Annotated in this window: 15 protein-coding genes; 3 read left to right on the forward strand and 12 right to left on the reverse strand. The window is 64.5% G+C overall.

Features of this window, described 5'->3' with window-relative positions; all coding sequences use genetic code 11:
* Positions 1-7: 7 nt before the first annotated feature.
* The 5 genes from Q9K02_RS00785 to pepN form a co-directional block, all read right to left on the reverse strand.
* The gene (locus Q9K02_RS00785) at positions 8-859 is read right to left on the reverse strand and encodes a cytochrome c1 (RefSeq protein WP_305931161.1); all 852 of its coding nucleotides are present in this window, start codon (positions 857-859) and stop codon (positions 8-10) included.
* A 19-nt stretch (positions 860-878) separates the two neighbouring features.
* Positions 879-2,174 (reverse strand): cytochrome b, encoded by a 1,296-nt coding sequence (locus Q9K02_RS00790; protein WP_278329508.1) that lies wholly within the window; start codon positions 2,172-2,174, stop codon positions 879-881.
* Positions 2,175-2,197: 23 nt separating this feature from the next.
* Positions 2,198-2,770, reverse strand: a complete 573-nt coding sequence (petA, locus tag Q9K02_RS00795; RefSeq protein ID WP_305931162.1) for a ubiquinol-cytochrome c reductase iron-sulfur subunit — start codon at positions 2,768-2,770, stop codon at positions 2,198-2,200.
* A 212-nt stretch (positions 2,771-2,982) separates the two neighbouring features.
* Positions 2,983-3,645: a peptidoglycan editing factor PgeF gene (pgeF, locus tag Q9K02_RS00800; protein WP_305931163.1), complete on the reverse strand. Its 663-nt coding sequence runs from the start codon at positions 3,643-3,645 to the stop codon at positions 2,983-2,985.
* The gene (gene pepN / locus Q9K02_RS00805) at positions 3,638-6,289 is read right to left on the reverse strand and encodes an aminopeptidase N (protein ID WP_305931164.1); all 2,652 of its coding nucleotides are present in this window, start codon (positions 6,287-6,289) and stop codon (positions 3,638-3,640) included. Before pepN ends, pgeF begins: the two co-directional genes overlap by 8 nt.
* Before the next feature lie 42 nt (positions 6,290-6,331).
* Here pepN and Q9K02_RS00810 point away from each other — a divergent pair, with 42 nt between their 5' ends.
* On the forward strand, positions 6,332-7,117 hold the full coding sequence (locus Q9K02_RS00810; protein ID WP_305931165.1) for a Rossmann-fold NAD(P)-binding domain-containing protein: 786 nt from the start codon (positions 6,332-6,334) through the stop codon (positions 7,115-7,117).
* Here the strand turns inward: Q9K02_RS00810 and Q9K02_RS00815 are convergent.
* Positions 7,101-8,036, reverse strand: a complete 936-nt coding sequence (locus Q9K02_RS00815) for a DMT family transporter (RefSeq protein ID WP_305931166.1) — start codon at positions 8,034-8,036, stop codon at positions 7,101-7,103. The two genes, Q9K02_RS00810 and Q9K02_RS00815, sit on opposite strands and share 17 nt — an antisense overlap.
* Entirely contained in the window at positions 8,033-9,028 is a 996-nt protein-coding gene (locus Q9K02_RS00820) for a threonine aldolase family protein (protein ID WP_305933414.1), read from the reverse strand. Before Q9K02_RS00820 ends, Q9K02_RS00815 begins: the two co-directional genes overlap by 4 nt.
* Positions 9,029-9,079: 51 nt before the next feature.
* Here Q9K02_RS00820 and Q9K02_RS00825 point away from each other — a divergent pair, with 51 nt between their 5' ends.
* Positions 9,080-9,379 (forward strand): GNAT family N-acetyltransferase, encoded by a 300-nt coding sequence (locus tag Q9K02_RS00825; RefSeq protein WP_305931167.1) that lies wholly within the window; start codon positions 9,080-9,082, stop codon positions 9,377-9,379.
* Here Q9K02_RS00825 and Q9K02_RS00830 read toward each other — a convergent pair.
* Together Q9K02_RS00830 and Q9K02_RS00835 are read right to left on the reverse strand one after the other, a co-directional pair.
* Entirely contained in the window at positions 9,368-10,894 is a 1,527-nt protein-coding gene (locus Q9K02_RS00830) for a PH domain-containing protein (RefSeq protein WP_305931168.1), read from the reverse strand. The two genes, Q9K02_RS00825 and Q9K02_RS00830, sit on opposite strands and share 12 nt — an antisense overlap.
* Complete coding sequence (locus tag Q9K02_RS00835; RefSeq protein ID WP_305931169.1) at positions 10,891-11,355, reverse strand: PH domain-containing protein; 465 nt, start codon at positions 11,353-11,355, stop codon at positions 10,891-10,893. The genes Q9K02_RS00830 and Q9K02_RS00835 overlap by 4 nt, the downstream gene beginning before the upstream one ends.
* Positions 11,356-11,440: 85 nt before the next feature.
* Between Q9K02_RS00835 and Q9K02_RS00840 the strand changes: the two genes are divergently transcribed.
* The gene (locus Q9K02_RS00840) at positions 11,441-12,337 is read left to right on the forward strand and encodes an SDR family oxidoreductase (RefSeq protein ID WP_305931170.1); all 897 of its coding nucleotides are present in this window, start codon (positions 11,441-11,443) and stop codon (positions 12,335-12,337) included.
* A gap of 249 nt (positions 12,338-12,586) precedes the next feature.
* On the opposite strand, the gene Q9K02_RS00845 is transcribed toward Q9K02_RS00840, so the two are convergent.
* From Q9K02_RS00845 to ileS, 3 genes are read right to left on the reverse strand one after another with little or no spacing between them, the layout of a single operon-like run.
* Positions 12,587-12,997 (reverse strand): DUF3035 domain-containing protein, encoded by a 411-nt coding sequence (locus Q9K02_RS00845; protein WP_278329498.1) that lies wholly within the window; start codon positions 12,995-12,997, stop codon positions 12,587-12,589.
* Entirely contained in the window at positions 12,997-13,545 is a 549-nt protein-coding gene (lspA, locus tag Q9K02_RS00850) for a signal peptidase II (protein WP_305931171.1), read from the reverse strand. The genes Q9K02_RS00845 and lspA overlap by 1 nt, the downstream gene beginning before the upstream one ends.
* Positions 13,542-16,361, reverse strand: coding sequence for an isoleucine--tRNA ligase (gene ileS, locus Q9K02_RS00855; protein WP_305931172.1), 2,820 nt, complete (start codon positions 16,359-16,361; stop codon positions 13,542-13,544). Before ileS ends, lspA begins: the two co-directional genes overlap by 4 nt.
* Positions 16,362-16,382 lie beyond the last annotated feature (21 nt).

The following is a 16,382-nucleotide window of genomic DNA, read 5'->3' on the forward strand; positions in this document are numbered from 1 at the left end:
TGTCGGCCTACTTCTTCTTCGGCTTCACCGCGGCCCAGATCTGGTTCTTCGACAGATAAGCCAGCACAGTGGCGAACAGAAGGAAGATCAGCACCGGCCAGCCGGTCTGCTTGCGCTGCACCAGCGTAGGCTCAGCCGTCCACGTCAGGAAGGCCGCGACGTCCTTCGACATCTGCTCGATGGTCGCTTCGGTGCCGTCGTCATAGGTCACCTGCCCGTCCATCGATAGCGGCGGCGCCATGGCTAGATTGAGATTCGGGAAATACGGGTTGTGGTAAAGGCCCGGGCCGGGTGCGGCCTCTGGATGCTCGGCAAGGAGCTCTGCGCTCGGCTCCTGATAGCCCGAAAGCAGCGATGCGACGTAATTGGTGCCATCTCCACGCGCCTTGGTGATCAGCGAGAGATCGGGCGGAATAGCGTTGTTATTCGCCGCTGCAGCGGCAACCGCATTGGGATAGGGCGACGGGAAATAGTCGGTCGGCAAGCCCGGACGCGTCGTGGCCTCACCAGTCACAGGATCGATTCCCGGGACCTGCTTGGCGGCGGCATAAGCTTTCACCTGGCCTTCATCGTAACCAATCTGCGAAAGGTTGCGGAACGCGACAAATTTGAGGCTATGGCAGGCCGAACAGACCTCGTCATAGACCTTCAGGCCGCGTTGCAGCTGCTGCACGTCCCACTTGCCGGCAGGACCGTCGAAGGAAAAGGCGAAGTCGCGCGGTTCCTCGTAGGGAAGGTGCGGGGCCGTCTCTTCGGTCAGGAAGGCGAAAGCGCCAACGACGAAAGAATAGAGCGCGACAAGGGCGAAGCCGAGCCCCGCGAGAATGGCAACGAGGCGGATGCTGAGAAGCTTGGTCATGTCTTTTCTCGTTACTCGCTTAGACGGCCGGCGAAGCGTTTTCGCCGAGCACTGCCTTCTTGTCCGATCCCAGCACGGCTTCGGTGATGGAATAGGGCAGCGGTTCGGGCTTCTCGATCTGGCCGACGATCGGCAGGATCACGAGGAAGTGAAGGAAATAATACGCCGTCGCCAGCTGGCTGAGCATGACATAGGGCTCTTCCGCCGGCGCACCGCCGCAGATGAACAGGACGATCATCGCCGGGATCAGGCCGAACCAGAAGAACTTGCGGAACAGCGGGCGATAGTGGCCGCTGCGCACCGGCGACCGGTCGAGCCACGGCAGGATGAACCACAGCAGGATCGAGCCGAACATCGCGATCACGCCAAGCAGCTTCGCCGGAATGAACAGGAAGTCGACCGTGAAGGCGCGCAGGATCGCGTAGAACGGCCAGAAGTACCATTCCGGGACGATATGCGCCGGGGTCGAGAGCGGGTTTGCTTCGATGTAATTGTCCGGGTGACCGAGCGCGTTCGGGAGGAAGAAGACCATGGTCATGAACAGGATCAGGGCGACACCGAGGCCGAAGCCGTCCTTCACCGTATAATACGGGTGGAAGGGTAGCGTGTCGCTCTCGCTCTTGATTTCGACGCCGGTCGGGTTCGAGGACCCCGGAATGTGCAGCGCCCAGATGTGCAGGATGACACAGCCTGCAATCACGAAGGGCAGCAGGAAGTGCAGGCTGAAGAAGCGATTGAGCGCGGCATTGTCGGGCGCGTAACCGCCGAGCAGCCAGATCTGGATCGGCTCGCCCACCAGCGGGATAGCTCCGAACAGGCCGGTGATGACCTTTGCCCCCCAGAAGCTCATCTGGCCCCAGGGCAGGACGTAGCCCATGAATGCGGTCGCCATCATCAGCAGGAAGATCGTGACGCCGAGCAGCCAGATCATTTCGCGGGGGGCTTTGTACGAACTGTAGTAGAAGCCGCGGAAGATGTGCAGGTAGACGACGATGAAGAAGAAGCTCGCCCCGTTGGCATGGGCATAGCGCATTAGCCAGCCCCAGTTGACGTTGCGCATGATGTGCTCGGTCGTCGCGAAGGCGACCTGAGCGTTCGCGGCATAATGCATCGCCAGGATGATGCCGGTGACGATCTGCAGCACGAGGAAAAAGCCGGCGAGCACGCCGAAATTCCAGAAATAGCTGAGATTGCGCGGCACCGGATAGCCCGCACCCACGGCGTTGTAGACAAGGCGCGGCAGCGGCAGCTTCTCGTCGAGGAACTTGGTGAAGCCGTTGGCCGGCGTATATTCCTTGGCCCAGGGAAAGCTCATGATCGTATCTCTCGTCTCTTGGCTCAGCCGACCTGGATGGTGGTGTCGGAGGTGAAGGTGTATTCCGGCACTTCGAGATTGGTCGGAGCCGGCCCCTTACGAATGCGTCCGGCAGTGTCGTAGTGCGATCCGTGGCAGGGGCAGAAGTATCCGCCGAACTCGCCCTTGACCTCGCCTTCGGCGGCACCCAGCGGAACGCAGCCGAGGTGGGTGCACACACCCATGGTCACGAGCATGTCCTCGTGCCCTTCCTCCGTACGCTCGGCGAGCGTCTGCGGATCGCGCAGCGCGCCCACGGGCGTGGCGTTCGCTGCCTGGACTTCGGCGGGCGTCAGGCGGCGCACGAATAGCGGCTGTTTGCGGAACACGGCCTTGATCGCCTGCCCCGGCTGGATCGCCGAGACGTCGACCTCGGTCGTGCTCGCGGCGAGCACGTCTTTCGACGGCGCCATCTGGCTGATCAGCGGATAAAGCACCGCCAGACCGCCGACGCCGGCGGCGCTCACAGCAGCGATGTCGATGAAATCGCGGCGGCGGATGCCGTCGCCGGGTTCGCCTGCGGTTTCGGGTGTTGCGGTTGCAGCCGTGTCTGCCATCAGCGCTATGCCTTGCCTGCCTTGTCGAAGCACCGGCGGGTGGCCCGCACAGTGCGTTTGCGATTGCTTCCGACCCTGCGAAGGGGCGCTATTGGCACGTCTGCGAGAAACCTGCGCGAAAGCCCCCGGCAAGCCGGTTTGGAGGGGCCTCTAGCGGGTCAACGCCCCCTTGCCAACCGCGATTTTGGCAAGCTTTGTGGCATGGGGTGCAATCAGTGTGGCAGGCCGATGACGCTGAGCTGCCGACCTGTCGTATTTTCGCCGCGATGGCTGGCACGCCGGAACGAGTGGAAACGGTCCGGTTGGGAGTAGGTGTCCTCTCGCAGGTCATCAACTTGTGTGACACCTGCCCGAACCAGCCGGTTGGCGGCAAATGCGGGTAGATCGAATTGCCAATGGCCCTCGCGCCCCTGCTCGAAGAATTGATCGTCCGCGTCGGAAAAGTTCGCCCTGAAGGCCTCGTCCACTTCGTAGCTTGGCTGCGCGATCGTCGGCCCGATCGCAGCGCGGATATCGGCCGGATCGCTTCCCGATCGCGCCATCGCCGCTACCGTATTCTCGAGTACGCCGGATACCGCACCGCGCCAGCCCGCATGAGCAGCCCCGACGACGCCCGCCTGTTCGTCCACCAGCAAGACCGGCGCGCAATCGGCGGTGACGATGCCGAGCAGCAAGCCCGGCCGGTCGGTGACCAATGCATCGGCCTCGAGCGGTGAGGCCATGGCCTCCGTTGCGAAAACCACTTCCGGCGAATGGACTTGCTCCACACGGACGAGCACGCCGTCCGGCAGGATCTCCTCGAGATCGAGCGGCGCGCATGTCGAAAAGGCGTGCGGTATCCCTTTCAGCAGGTTCGATTGTAGTGCCTCAGCCAAGTGAGCGGCTCACCTGCTCATAGGTATCCCGCGACAGCTTGGGCGAGGCCGCGATCCGCTCGAGCTGCTTGCGCATCAGCGCAGCGCGTCCGGGCTCGATCCGCCGCCAACGGCCAAGCGGCGGCACGAAGCGCGCCGCCGTCTGCGGATTGATCGGATCGAGCGCGAGGATGAGGTCGGCGATCATGCGATAGCCTTCGCCGTCTTCGGCATGGAAGGCGTGCGGATTGGCCGCGAACGCCATGTAGAGCGATCGGACGCGATTGGGATTCTTCAGCGTGAAATCCGGATGCTCGGCCAGCGCCCTCACGTGCTCGATCGCATTCGGATGGAGCGACGAGGCCTGCAGCGCGAACCACTTGTCGATCACCAGCGCATTGCCCTGGAAGCGGTTGTAGAAATCGAGCAGCCGCGCAGTCCGCTCGGCACTGTCGGTCCCGGCCAGCACCATCAGCGCGCCCTGCCGGTCAGTCATGTTGTCGGCGCGATCGTATTGATGCGCTGCGAGTTCGACCGCCTTCGCCGGATCGCTTGCGGCGGCATAGGTCAGCACTTGGGTCTTGACCTTGCGCGCGCCACGGGCGGCCAGATCGAGCGAATACGGTAGTTGCTCCGCCCGCTCGTACAGACGGTGCATTTCGCTTTGCAGTCGCTTGCCCAACTCGCGCTTGAGTTGTTCGCGCTCGCTATGGATGCGGGCCGGATCGGCAACGAGCATCTGCTCGGCGAGATAGGTCTGGCTCGGGAGCAGCATCAGCTCGCCCCGCATCAGGTCGTCGAGCCTTTCGTCCACCAGCACAGCACGCATCGCTTCGGCGATATCGCCGACCGCTTCTTCGCGTTCCTGCTCCTCCAGTCCGCCGCCCGCTGCCGCGGCTAGATGGCCGGTCATCAACTCCTGCATCGCCTCGTAGCGAGCGAAGGGATCATCGTCATGAGCAGCGAGAAACACCAGATCCTCGCGCGGGATGTCGCGCTCGATCGTGACTGGCGCAGAGAAAGTCCGGTTGATTGAAAGCACAGGCTTGCGCTCGAAACCTTCGAACTCGTACTCCGCCTTCGCCGAATCGAGCACGACCAGCTCCTCGCCCGAATGCGTGCCCGCCTCGCGGTCGAACAGCGCGATCTTGAGGGGGATCGGCATGGGCTGCTTGTCGGGCTGGCCAGGCGTCGGCGGCACATCCTGCGAGAGCGTCAGCCTGGCGGTCTGCCCCTCATGATGCAACTCAGCCGTGACCTTGGGGGTGCCGGCTTGCGAATACCACAGACGGAATTGCTTTAGATCGAGACCGGCCCCTTCCTCGATCGAGCTCACGAAATCCTCGCAGGTCGCCGCCTCGCCGTCGTGGCGCTCGAAATAGAGGTCGGTGCCCTGCCGGAAACGCTCTTCGCCGGCCATCGTCCGCATCATGCGGATGACCTCGGCACCCTTGTTGTAGACGGTCGAGGTGTAGAAGTTGTTGATCTCGCGATAGGAATCGGGCCGGATCGGGTGCGCCAGCGGACCGGAATCCTCGGGGAATTGCACGCTACGCAGGATGCGCACATCCTCGATCCGCTTGACCGGCGCGCTGCCCATGTCGGCGCTGAACAGCTGGTCGCGCAGGACGGTGAAGCCTTCCTTCAGGCTCAGCTGGAACCAGTCGCGGCAGGTGATGCGATTGCCCGACCAATTGTGAAAATACTCGTGGCCGATGACGCCCTCGATGCCATCGAAGTCGCCGTCGGTCGCGGTTTCCAGGTCGGCGAGGACGTATTTCGTGTTGAAGACGTTGAGGCCCTTGTTCTCCATCGCACCCATGTTGAAATCGCTCACCGCGACGATGTTGAACAGGTCGAGGTCGTATTCGCGCCCGAACACCTCCTCGTCCCATTTCATCGAGCGCTTGAGGCTCTCCATGGCGTGCGCGGTGCGTTCGAGATCGCCGTCGCGGACATAGACGTTCAGTTCGACCTCGCGCCCGCCCATGGTGGTGAAGCTGTCGGTCCGCGCCACCAGATCGCCGGCGACCAGCGCGAAGAGGTAGGAGGGCTTGGGCCAGGGATCGTGCCATTCGGCCCAATGCTGCTCCCCATCTTCGCCGGTCTCGACGCGGTTGCCGTTGCACAGAAGCACCGGGAACTGCGCCTTCGGGCCGCGCATGCGAACGGTATAAGTGCTGAGCACGTCGGGGCGGTCGGGGAAGAAGGTGATGCGGCGGAAGCCCTCGGCCTCGCACTGCGTGCAGAGCATGCCGTTCGAGGCGTAGAGGCCCATCAGCTGCGAATTGGCCGAAGGATCGATCTCGGTGACGATCTCGATCGTGTGACTGTAGCCCTCGAGCGTTACGACCAGATCGTCGCCATCCATCGTGTGGCCGGCGCATTCGGCTCCGTCGCAGGACAGCGAAAACAGCTCCAGCCCATCGCCGTTCAGGCGTATCGTGGGAGAGGCTTCGGCATCGGGATTGCGCTCTACCGAGAGGGTCGCGGTGACCCGGGTCCGCTCCAGCCCGAGCTCGAAATCGAGCCGCGTTTCGGTCACCAGCCAGGGGAACGGGGTGTAGTCCTCGCGCCGGATGGTCGCGGGCTCATGCGGCTCGGGAGCTGCATCGGCCATCGCGACATTGCCTTCGGGCGTGGCGGGGGTGCGGGCGATATCCATGGAAATCCTGTGCTTTTGCGTGTCTTCGGGTAATACGCCCCGATGCCACAAATGTTCATCTTCGGCCTCGGCTACACGGCCAAGCGGATCGCGCAAGCGCTGAGCAACGCCGGCTGGTCAGTCGAGGCTACCGGAAGCGACGGGACGATCGCCTTCGATGACGAGCCTGCCGTGCTTTCCGCGCTGGCCGCATCGAGCCATGTTGTGAGTTCCGTCCCGCCCTCCGATGGCAGCGATCCGGTGCTGGACCGCTATGGCGCGGCGCTCGGCGACAAATGGCTGGGCTACCTTTCCTCGACCGGCGTTTACGGCGACTGGCAAGGCGCGTGGGTGGACGAGGCAACCCCGACCGGCGGCGGGCGGCGAACCGCGCGCAGCGACTGCGATGCGCGCTGGCTGGAAATGGGCGCGCGGGTCTTCCGTCTACCGGGTATCTACGGGCCGGGACGCAGTGCCTTCGAGCGGATACGCGAGGGCAAGGCCCACCGGATCGATCTGCCGGGGCAGGTCTTCAGCCGCGTACACGTCGACGATATCGTGAGCGGCGTGGTCGCTGCCGTCGAGACCCATGCACCGCCCGGCGCCTACAATCTCGCCGACGACCTGCCGACCGGCCAGAATGCGGTGATCGAAGAAGCGTGCCGCCTGCTCGGGGTCGAGCCCCCGCCGCTTCAGACGATGGACGAAGCCGACCTGTCGCCCATGGCGCGCGGTTTCTATGCCGAAAACCGCCGGGTGGCGAACGCCAAGGCGAAACGGGTGCTGGGTTGGCAGCCGGAATATCCGACTTTCCAGAAAGGTCTCGTTGCGATCAAGGCTCGGGAGTAGCGCGTCTCGGTGGCGGGGCCGCTCGGCCGCGCATGGCCACGATCATCCCGGTCAGCGTGATCGCCGCACCTGTTGCGGGCAGTGGCCCCCACACGAAGCCCTCGAACAGGGTGGACAGGATCATGGCCACGACCGGCACGATGACCGAGCTGTAGGCTGCCTTGCCAGCGCCGACCTTGCGGACGAGGCCGTAGTAGAGCGGGAAGGTCACCACCGATCCGGCAAGCCCGAGATAGAGGATGCCGAGCGTATAAGCCGGTCGCTGGTCGAACACCGGCGGTCCCGAGACGACCAGCGCGAAGACAGCATTGATCGCGACACCGACCAGCATTGCCCAAGCGAGCAGCGTGAGCAGCGGCTGGCGTTTCGCCCCCTCCATCGCCTGCACGATATTGGCAGCGCTGGCGGCGAGAATTCCGCCGACAGTCAACGCCGCGCCGGTCAACACTTCGCCGAGCGTGGCCGGAGAGGCGCGATACTCCTGTGCGAACAACATCGCTACGCCGACCGCGGCAATCGACGAACCAAGCACGAATTCGCGGCTGATCGGCTGGCCGAGAAACATGCGCCCCAGCATCGCGTTCGGCACCACAAGCAGCGCGAACATCACCGCCACCAGCCCCGAGGTAATGAACCGCTCCGCATTGTAGACAAAGCCGAAATTGAGCGAGAACTGGAACAGCGCCAGAGCGACAACCCAGCGCCATCCGCCAGCTGCGACACGAAGGCTCTCGCCGCGCAACTTGGCCAGCGCGAACATGCCGAGCGCGGCGACGATGAAACGATAGGTGATGGACCAGGCAGGCGGGACGCTCGAGATCTGGTCGCGGATGACCAGCCAGGTCCCGCCCCAAATGACGCTGACGAGCAGGAAGGCCCCGAAGTTGCGCGGGGTGAACAGGCTCTCGCTTGGCGTCATAGGTCGGCGATAGCCTTCGACAGTGCCCGCGCATCCTCTTCGCGCGTGTTCCAGGCGGTCACGAAGCGGGCGGCATCCGCGCCCCAGTCGTAGAAGCCGAAGCCCTGTTCGCGCAGCGTCTCGCGTTCGGCGGCGGTGCAGCGCACGAACAGTTCGTTCGCCTCGACCGGGTGCATCAGGCGCTCGCCGCACGCACCGGCGATCTCCGCCGCCGCCGCATTGGCGGAGCGCGCATTGGCAAGCCACAGATCGTCTTTCAGCATCGCATGGACCTGCGCGGCGAGAAAACGGCCCTTGGACTGCAGATGGCCTGCCCGCTTGCGGCGATAGCGCGCAATATCGGCGGCCTGCGGGTCGAAGAACACGATCGCCTCCGCGCTCATCGCGCCGTTCTTCACGAAGCCGAAGCTGAGCGCATCGACCGGGCCAGCGGCATCCGCGGCGCTGCAATCGAGGAAAGCCGCGGCATTGCCGAAGCGCGCGCCGTCCATATGCAGGCCGAGCCCGCGTTCCTTCGCCAGCGCGGCAATCGCGGCGACTTCGTCCGCGCGATAGCTGCCGCCGTATTCGCTGGCTTGGGTGATCGAGATTGCATGTGGCTGGACCTGGTGCACATCGTCGCGAATCGGGTCGATCACCGCGCGAATGCTTTCGGGAGTCAGCTTCGCGCCCTCGCCCTCGGCCAGCAGCAGCTTCGCACCGTGGAGGTAGAAACCGGGTGCGCCGCCTTCGTCCATCTCGATATGCGCCTCGCGGTGGCAGACCACCCCGCCATGGGGCTGCACCATGGTGGCGAGCGCGATGCAGTTGGCCGCCGTGCCGGTTGCGACCCAAAGTCCCGCGCATTCGCGGCCGAACAGCGCCGAGAGTTTCTCGTCGAGCGCGCCGCTCAGCGCGTCGCCGTCATAGGGGCTGTCCGGCTCGTCGGCAGCGCGCATCGCCTCCCACACGGCAGGGTGAACGCTGGCGGCATTGTCGGACAGGAACTGCATGGGAACGCGCATAACGAGGCAGGCATTGGTTGCACAGAAAGGAATTCATGCATGAGCGAGAGCAGCGAAATCACTGTCGAGAAAAAGGGCGACGAGAGCCGGGGCGCCTATACGGTCGACCTAAAGGGCGTCGAGCGGCAGGCGGAACTCACTTGGGTGACGCAGAACGGCGTGCGCCATGCCAATCACACCTTCGTGCCGCCCGAGATGCGCGGCAAGGGAATCGCTGGTAAGCTGGTCGATGCGCTAATCGCCGATGCGCGCAATCAAGGCTTCAAGATCGCGCCCGACTGCTCCTATGTCGAGGCAGCCTTCCGCCGCAATCCCGAATGGTCGGACTTACGCGCCTGAGGGTTCGCGCTCAAGCATCTGCGAGAAATCGGTGGTGGCAATGCTGTCGAGGATCGCGCTGCGCCAGCGCCGCGCCTGATCGACCGGCATCGCTTCGACTTCGAAGGTGCCGCCCGCAAGGCCGAGCTTCAGGACGGCATAACCACGTAGTTTCGCGAGCGGGCCCTGTTTTATCTCGACCGACTGCAGACGAACTCTCGAGCCGATGGTGGTTTTCGGGGCCAGCCAGCCGTGGCGGGAATAGATAAAGCGGTCGCCGAGAGAATGACGGTCGAAGCGGTAGAGGTAATACTCACGCACCGCGCCCAACACGCCGATGCCGAGCGGCAGGAGAGCGCTCCACCACAGCGGCGAGAACAGCCACACGGGAACGGCGATCGCGCCCATGATGGCGAGATCGATCAGCGCGCCATCGACGCTCGCCTTGGCGCTGCGCCTGCTCCAGTACAAATCCTTGCTCGGTAGGGCGAAGCCGGTGGTCGCGGCAATCGGCTCGATCTCCCGCATCTTTGCGAAAGGCGCGGCTTCGTGATTGGCCGACGCGCTGTCGCTGGCGAGGCTGACCACGCCGAGCCCGTACCAACCGAAGAAGCGCCGCACGAGGCCCGTTTTCAGCCGCAAGGCCTGCACGCGGTGGATCGGCATGACGACATCGGTCCGCGTGACGAGGCCGCGCCGTCGCCGCAACCCGGTCTCGGTGCGCTCCAACAGGAAATCCCATTCGCGAAGGGCCGTGCGCACGACCCCCGTCGCGACTCCGACCGCGAGGAGCGCCGCGACCCCTGCCGCGATGCCCACGAACTGGGCGAGAGGGCCGAGCCCGGCCAGATACTGTCCCGGCCCGGCCAGCCGCTGCTGCCATTCGTCGATATCCCACAGGTCGAAATCGATCAGGAAATCGAACTGCTGGACCGCGCCGAAAACCACGGCGACGACTGCCAGCGAAAACTCGAACAGGCCGAAGGTCAGCACGCGGCGGGGCGGCATGGCAAAGAGCACGTCGGCTTCGGCGCGCTCGACCTCGACTGCTGCTTCCGGGACCTCGCGCCCCTCGCGTCGCGCCTTGACGGTATCGCGGAGGCGATCACCCTCGGCTTCGGTCAGGTAGGCGAGCTTGAGATCGTCGCCCCCACCCGCGCCGGTTTCGAACTTCACCTCGACCAGGCCGAACAGCCGTGGGATGAGCTTCTGCTCGACGCTGACGTCCTGAATGCGCTCGTAGGGGACGGAGCGCGCAGCGCGCGACAGCAAGCCGCTTTCGACCCGGATGTCGCTTTCGCGCACCTCGTAGGTGAGCCGGGTCCACTGGAAATAGGCAAGCACGAAGTTCAGGCCGATCACGACCACGATCAGCGGCAGGAAATAGGTCAGCAGATCCGCCAGATCGCCATCGTCGAGAATCGTGTAGCCGCCCACCACGATCGGCACGACCAGCTGCGTGAGCATCGTCGCCGCCTTGACCGCGAAGGTCTTCGGATGGGTGCGCTGCGGCTTGCCGGCCGCTTCGGGGCTCATTGCGTGTCGCGCCGGATGGCAGCGCGGATTTCCTCGCGCATCGCAGCCGCGTCCTCCTGCGCAAGGCCGGGCAGCGACACCGAGGCGTTATGCGATCCGGCGGTATGCACGGTGAGCGTGGCGAGGTGGAACAAGCGCTCCAGCGGACCCTGGTTCACATCTATGTGCTGCACCCGCCCGAACGGCACGACCGTGTCCGAGCGGAACAATATCCCGCGCACCACGCGCAGCCGCTCTTCGGCCAGCGAGTATCCGCGCGCGGCATAGCGGCGCATCGGCATGCGGATCAGCAGCCAGAGCGAAATGACGATGACCGGGATCCAGACCGCTCCGGTATAGCCCGGTATCGCGATTTCCGCCGCCGTCGCTCCGGCGAGCAGCACCAGCGCGAAAATCGCGAATTGCAGGCGGAGCATGGAGGCATAGGCCGGGTCGAGCGGCGTGAGCGGTTGGTCTTCCATACCGTCATAGCTACGCAATACAGCGCGCGCTTTCAATTGTTTCCGCCGCCCGTTTCGTTAGGCTCCGACAGCGAAGGAGAGAGTTATGGAAATCGACAGACTGATGTTCCGCGACGGGCTGATGGAGGGGGAGCGCATTCTGGTAACCGGCGGCGGGACGGGCCTCGGCAAGGTAATGACCGAGGCTTTCCTCAAGCTGGGCGCAGAGGTTCATATTTGCGGACGGCGGCAGGGCAAGCTGGACGAAACCGCGCAACAGCTGATGGATGCGCACGGCGGCACGGTAATCGGCCATGCCTGCGACATCCGCGATGCCGACGCGATCAAGGCGATGGTCGATGCCATCTGGGAGCGCGGGCCGCTGACCGGCGTGGTCAACAATGCGGCGGGCAATTTTGTCAGCCGGACGGAGGATCTGTCGGTGAACGGCTTCAACGCCATCAGCGATATCGTGTTTCGGGGCACGTTTTACGTCACGCTGGAAGTGGGCAAGCGACTGATCGCAGAAAAGCGCAAGGCAAGCTTCCTCTCGATCCTCACGACATGGGTGTGGAACGGCAGCGCTTTCGTGGTCCCGAGTGCGATGAGCAAGGCGGGCATCAACGCGATGACGCAGAGCCTCGCCGTCGAATGGGGCCGCTACGGCCTGCGTTTCAACGCGATCGCCCCCGGCCTCTTCCCGACCAAGGGTATGAGCGCGCGGCTCTCACCCGGCGGGCGCGGCGGCAATTCGAACGACGAAATGAACCCGATGGGCCGCCACGGCGAGATGCACGAACTCGCCAACCTCGCGACCTTCCTGATGGGGCCGGGCGCGGAATGGGTGAACGGCCAGACCATCGCCATCGACGGAGCAGGCTACCAGGCGACCGGCGGCACCTTCTGGGGCACGCTGCACGGCCTCGGCGACGAGGAATGGAGCGCCATGCGCGACATGATCAAGGGGACGAATGCGCAGGATAAGGCGGAGCGGAGTATTTAGGTTTCGCTGCGCTTTCTGATTTTTGTTTTTCGCACCGACATCCGTCGGTGCGTCCTCGGCGCTGATCTTCCCTCGCTTCGCTCGGACAGGCACCTGCGGGCGGGCGGTCGCCCTTGCCGGGCCTCCGCCGGCCCGGATTTTGCGCGAGCCCTCCTCTCCCAGAGCACCGAGCGCAGCGAGGCAAGGCCGACCGGCCGCCCGCAGCGACGCGACCGCAGGTCGCATGAGCGAGGATAGCCTGAGGCTAAATCAACCCGGTATCACCGCGACCGCGGTTGCGCCGTCGCCTTCGGGTGCCGCGATGATGTCGCGGGTGACCGAACCCTTGGCCACCGTCGCAGTGCCGGGATCGCCCACGCTCGAGCGGATGCCGGGCGCTGCTGCACCGGCGCGGTCGAGGACGCTGGTTTCCACGCTGGAGCGCGGGGCCGGACCGCCGAACAGGGCGTCGAGCGCCTGTTCCGCCGTGGTGCCTTCGGCCGGACGCGGGGCGCCGGGGGCGGGCGGTTCGAGGTTGAAATCGGGCGGGACCACCAGCGGCGCCTGGCGCTGCACGGCGAATTCGTCGGGCCGGTCGCGATTGAGCAGGCCGCCGCTGCCGCAGGCTGCGGTCATGGCGCCGAGCCCGGCGATGAGGGCGATACGGGCGAATTTGGTCATCACTTGCTCTCCGCGGCATCGGCCGCCTTGGTGTTCATGAGGTCGTCGACCTCCTTATCGTCATTGTCGCGCATGAAGAAGGCGCGCGCAAGGACGATGACGACGCCGATGGTAATGGCGGCATCGGCGACATTGAAGATCAGGAAGGGGCGGAAATCCCCGAAATGCAGATCGGCGAAATCGACCACATAGCCGAGTTCGTAGCGATCCTTGATATTGCCCAGCGCCCCGCCGAGGATGAAGGACAGCGCGATGATGTCGCCGAGCAGCTTCTCGCGCAGCATCCACACCGTCACGACCAGCGCGATCAGGCCCGTCACCAGCACCAGGCCCCAGCGCATCTCCGGGCTGGTCGCCTCGAACATGCCGAGCGAGACGCCGAAATTGCGGGTGAAGCGCAGGTCGAAGATCGGCAGCAGCTCCATCGATTTGCCGATCTCGTTTATACCGAGAGTCTTGGTGACGTAGTTCTTCGACCACTGGTCGAGTGCGAACAGCACCAGCGCGACGATGCAGCCGATCAGGCGGTTCTTCATGACCGGGTTCATGCGGCTGCGTCCTGCCGGGCGACGACGTCCTCGCAGCGGTCGCACAGTGCGCCGTCCTCGGCCACGCTCGGCAGCAGGCGCCAGCAGCGCCCGCATTTGTTTTCGTCTGTCCGGCTCACGGTCACCGCGTCGCCCTGCCCCCGCGTGACTGACGCGGTGATGAACAATTCGGCGAGATCCTCGTCAGTGAAACCTTCGGGCACCGCATCGGCGGGCACGGTCACATCGGCTTCGAGGCCGGAGCGGATCACCTTCTCGCGGCGCAGCGGTTCGATCGCTTCCATCACGTCTTCGCGCAGGTCGCGCAGCTTGGCCCATTTCGCGCCGTCGGCAGTCACACCCGGGACTTGCGGCCACTCGAGCAGGTGAACACTTCCGCCATCGGGGTAGCGTGTGCTCCAAACCTCTTCCGCCGTGAAGACCAGCACCGGCGCCGCATAGCGGACCAGCGCGTGGAACAGCAGGTCGAGCACGGTGCGATAGGCATTGCGCTTCGTGCTGTCCGGCCCGTCGCAATAGAGCACGTCCTTGCGGATATCGAAGAAGAAGGCCGACAGGTCCTCGTTGCAGAAATCGACCAGCAGGCGCGTATAGGCATTGAAGTCGTACTCATCGACCGCCTTGCGCAGCTTGCCGTCCAGATCAGCCAGCAGGGCGAGCACATAGAGTTCCAGCTCCGGCACTTCGCCCGCATCGCCCATGTCGCCGACGAAGCCGTCGAGCGCGCCCAGCAAATAGCGGAAGGTGTTGCGCAGCTTGCGATACTGGTCGGCGACGCCCTTCAGGATCTCGTCGCCGATGCGGTGATCCTCGGTATAGTCGACGGAGAGCGCCCACAGGCGGATGATGTCCGCGCCGTATTGCTCCATGACCTTCAGCGGATCGATGGTGTTGCCGAGGCTCTTTGACATCTTCTTGCCCTTGGCATCCATGGTGAAGCCGTGGGTCAGGATCTGGTTATAGGGCGCGCGGCCGCGGGTGGCGCAGCTTTCCAGCAGGGAAGACTGGAACCAGCCGCGATGCTGGTCGCTGCCTTCGAGATAGAGGTCCGCCGGCCACTGCATTTCCGGCCAGCGCCCGCTTTCGAGCACGAAAGCATGGGTGCATCCCGAATCGAACCAGACGTCGAGAATGTCGGTGACCATCTCGTAATCGTCGGGATTGTGGTCGGCCCCGAGGAATTCGGCCTTGCGGCTTTCGTCCCAGGCATCGACACCCTGCTCGCGCACCGCCTCGACGACGCGCGCGTTGACGGCGGGGTCCTGCAGATACTCGCCGGTGCCGGTCTTCACGAACAGCGTAATCGGCACGCCCCAGGCGCGCTGGCGGGAGAGCACCCAGTCCGGGCGGCCTTCGACCATACTGCCGATGCGGTTGCGGCCCTTCTCCGGCACGAAGCGCGTGTCGGCGATGGCCTGTGTCGCGCGCTCGCGCAGCGTGCCGCCGCCGCTCAGCTCCTTGTCCATCGGCACGAACCACTGCGGCGTGCAGCGGTAGATGACCTTGGCCTTGGAGCGCCAGCTGTGCGGGTAGGAGTGTTCGTAGTCGTCGCTTGCCGAAAGCAGTGCGCCCGCTTCGCGCAGGTCGGAGCAGATCGGGCCGTCGGGCGAGTTGAACGTCTTGTTGATCACCGCGCGGCGGCGATCGTCGTCCCCGCCCAGCCACGGCCAGTCGTCGCGATAGCGCCCGTCGGCCATGACCGCGAATTGCGGCTCCAGCCCGTATTCGCGGCACAGCAGGAAGTCGTCCTCGCCATGGTCGGGCGACATATGGACGAGGCCCGTGCCGCTATCGGTAGTGACGAAATCGCCCGGCAGGAAAGGGCGGGGCTTGGCGTAGAACCCGCCGAGTTTGTGCATTGGGTGGCGCGCGACGGTTCCGGCGAGGTCGGAGCCTTTATAAGTTGTGTAGTCGATCCCAGTATCCTCGCCAGAGCGAACCTCCTTCACGTTTGGCCATAGGCCTGAGCGCGCAAGAAATTCGGGAAGCAAGGTTATTGCGACCAAGTAATGTTTAGCGTCTGCGCCCATAAAATGAGCGTATTCGATCGCCTCGCCATACGCCAAAGCCTGGTTCACCGGAATCGTCCACGGCGTCGTCGTCCAGATCACCGCATGCGCGCCGACCAGCTCCGGAATCGGGCTCTCCGTGATCTCGAACGCCACGTCGATCTGGGTCGAGACGATGTCCTCGTACTCCACCTCCGCCTCGGCCAGCGCGGTTTCCTCGACCGGGCTCCACATCACCGGCTTCGAGCCGCGATAGAGATTGCCCGCTTCGGCGAACTTCATCAGCTCGGCCACGATGGTCGCCTCGCTGTCGAACTGCATGGTGAGATAGGGATTGTCCCAGTCCGCCATCACGCCGAGGCGCTTCAATTGCTCGCGCTGCACATCGACCCAGTGCTGCGCATAGGCGCGGCATTCGGCGCGGAATTCCGCCGGAGGAACGGCCTTCTTGTCGAGCTTCTTCTTGCGATACTGCTCCTCGACCTTCCATTCGATCGGCAGGCCGTGGCAATCCCAGCCGGGCACATAGGGCGCATCCTTGCCGAGCAGGTTCTGCGTGCGGCAGACCATGTCCTTCAGCACATGGTTCAGCGCATGGCCGATATGCATGTCGCCATTGGCGTAGGGCGGGCCGTCGTGGAAGATGAACTTTTCGCGGCCGATGCGGGCCTCGCGCAGCTGGGTGTAGAGCTGCTTGTCCTCCCAGCGCGACTGGATACCCGGCTCCTTCTGCGGCAGGCCGGCCTTCATGGGAAAATCGGTCTTGGGCAGGAAGACCGTGTCTCTATAATCGCGCTGTTCGGACATACAGGCGAGCCGTTAGGGGAT

It is taken from the genome of Qipengyuania profundimaris (assembly GCF_030717945.1).
GTDB lineage: Bacteria > Pseudomonadota > Alphaproteobacteria > Sphingomonadales > Sphingomonadaceae > Qipengyuania > Qipengyuania profundimaris.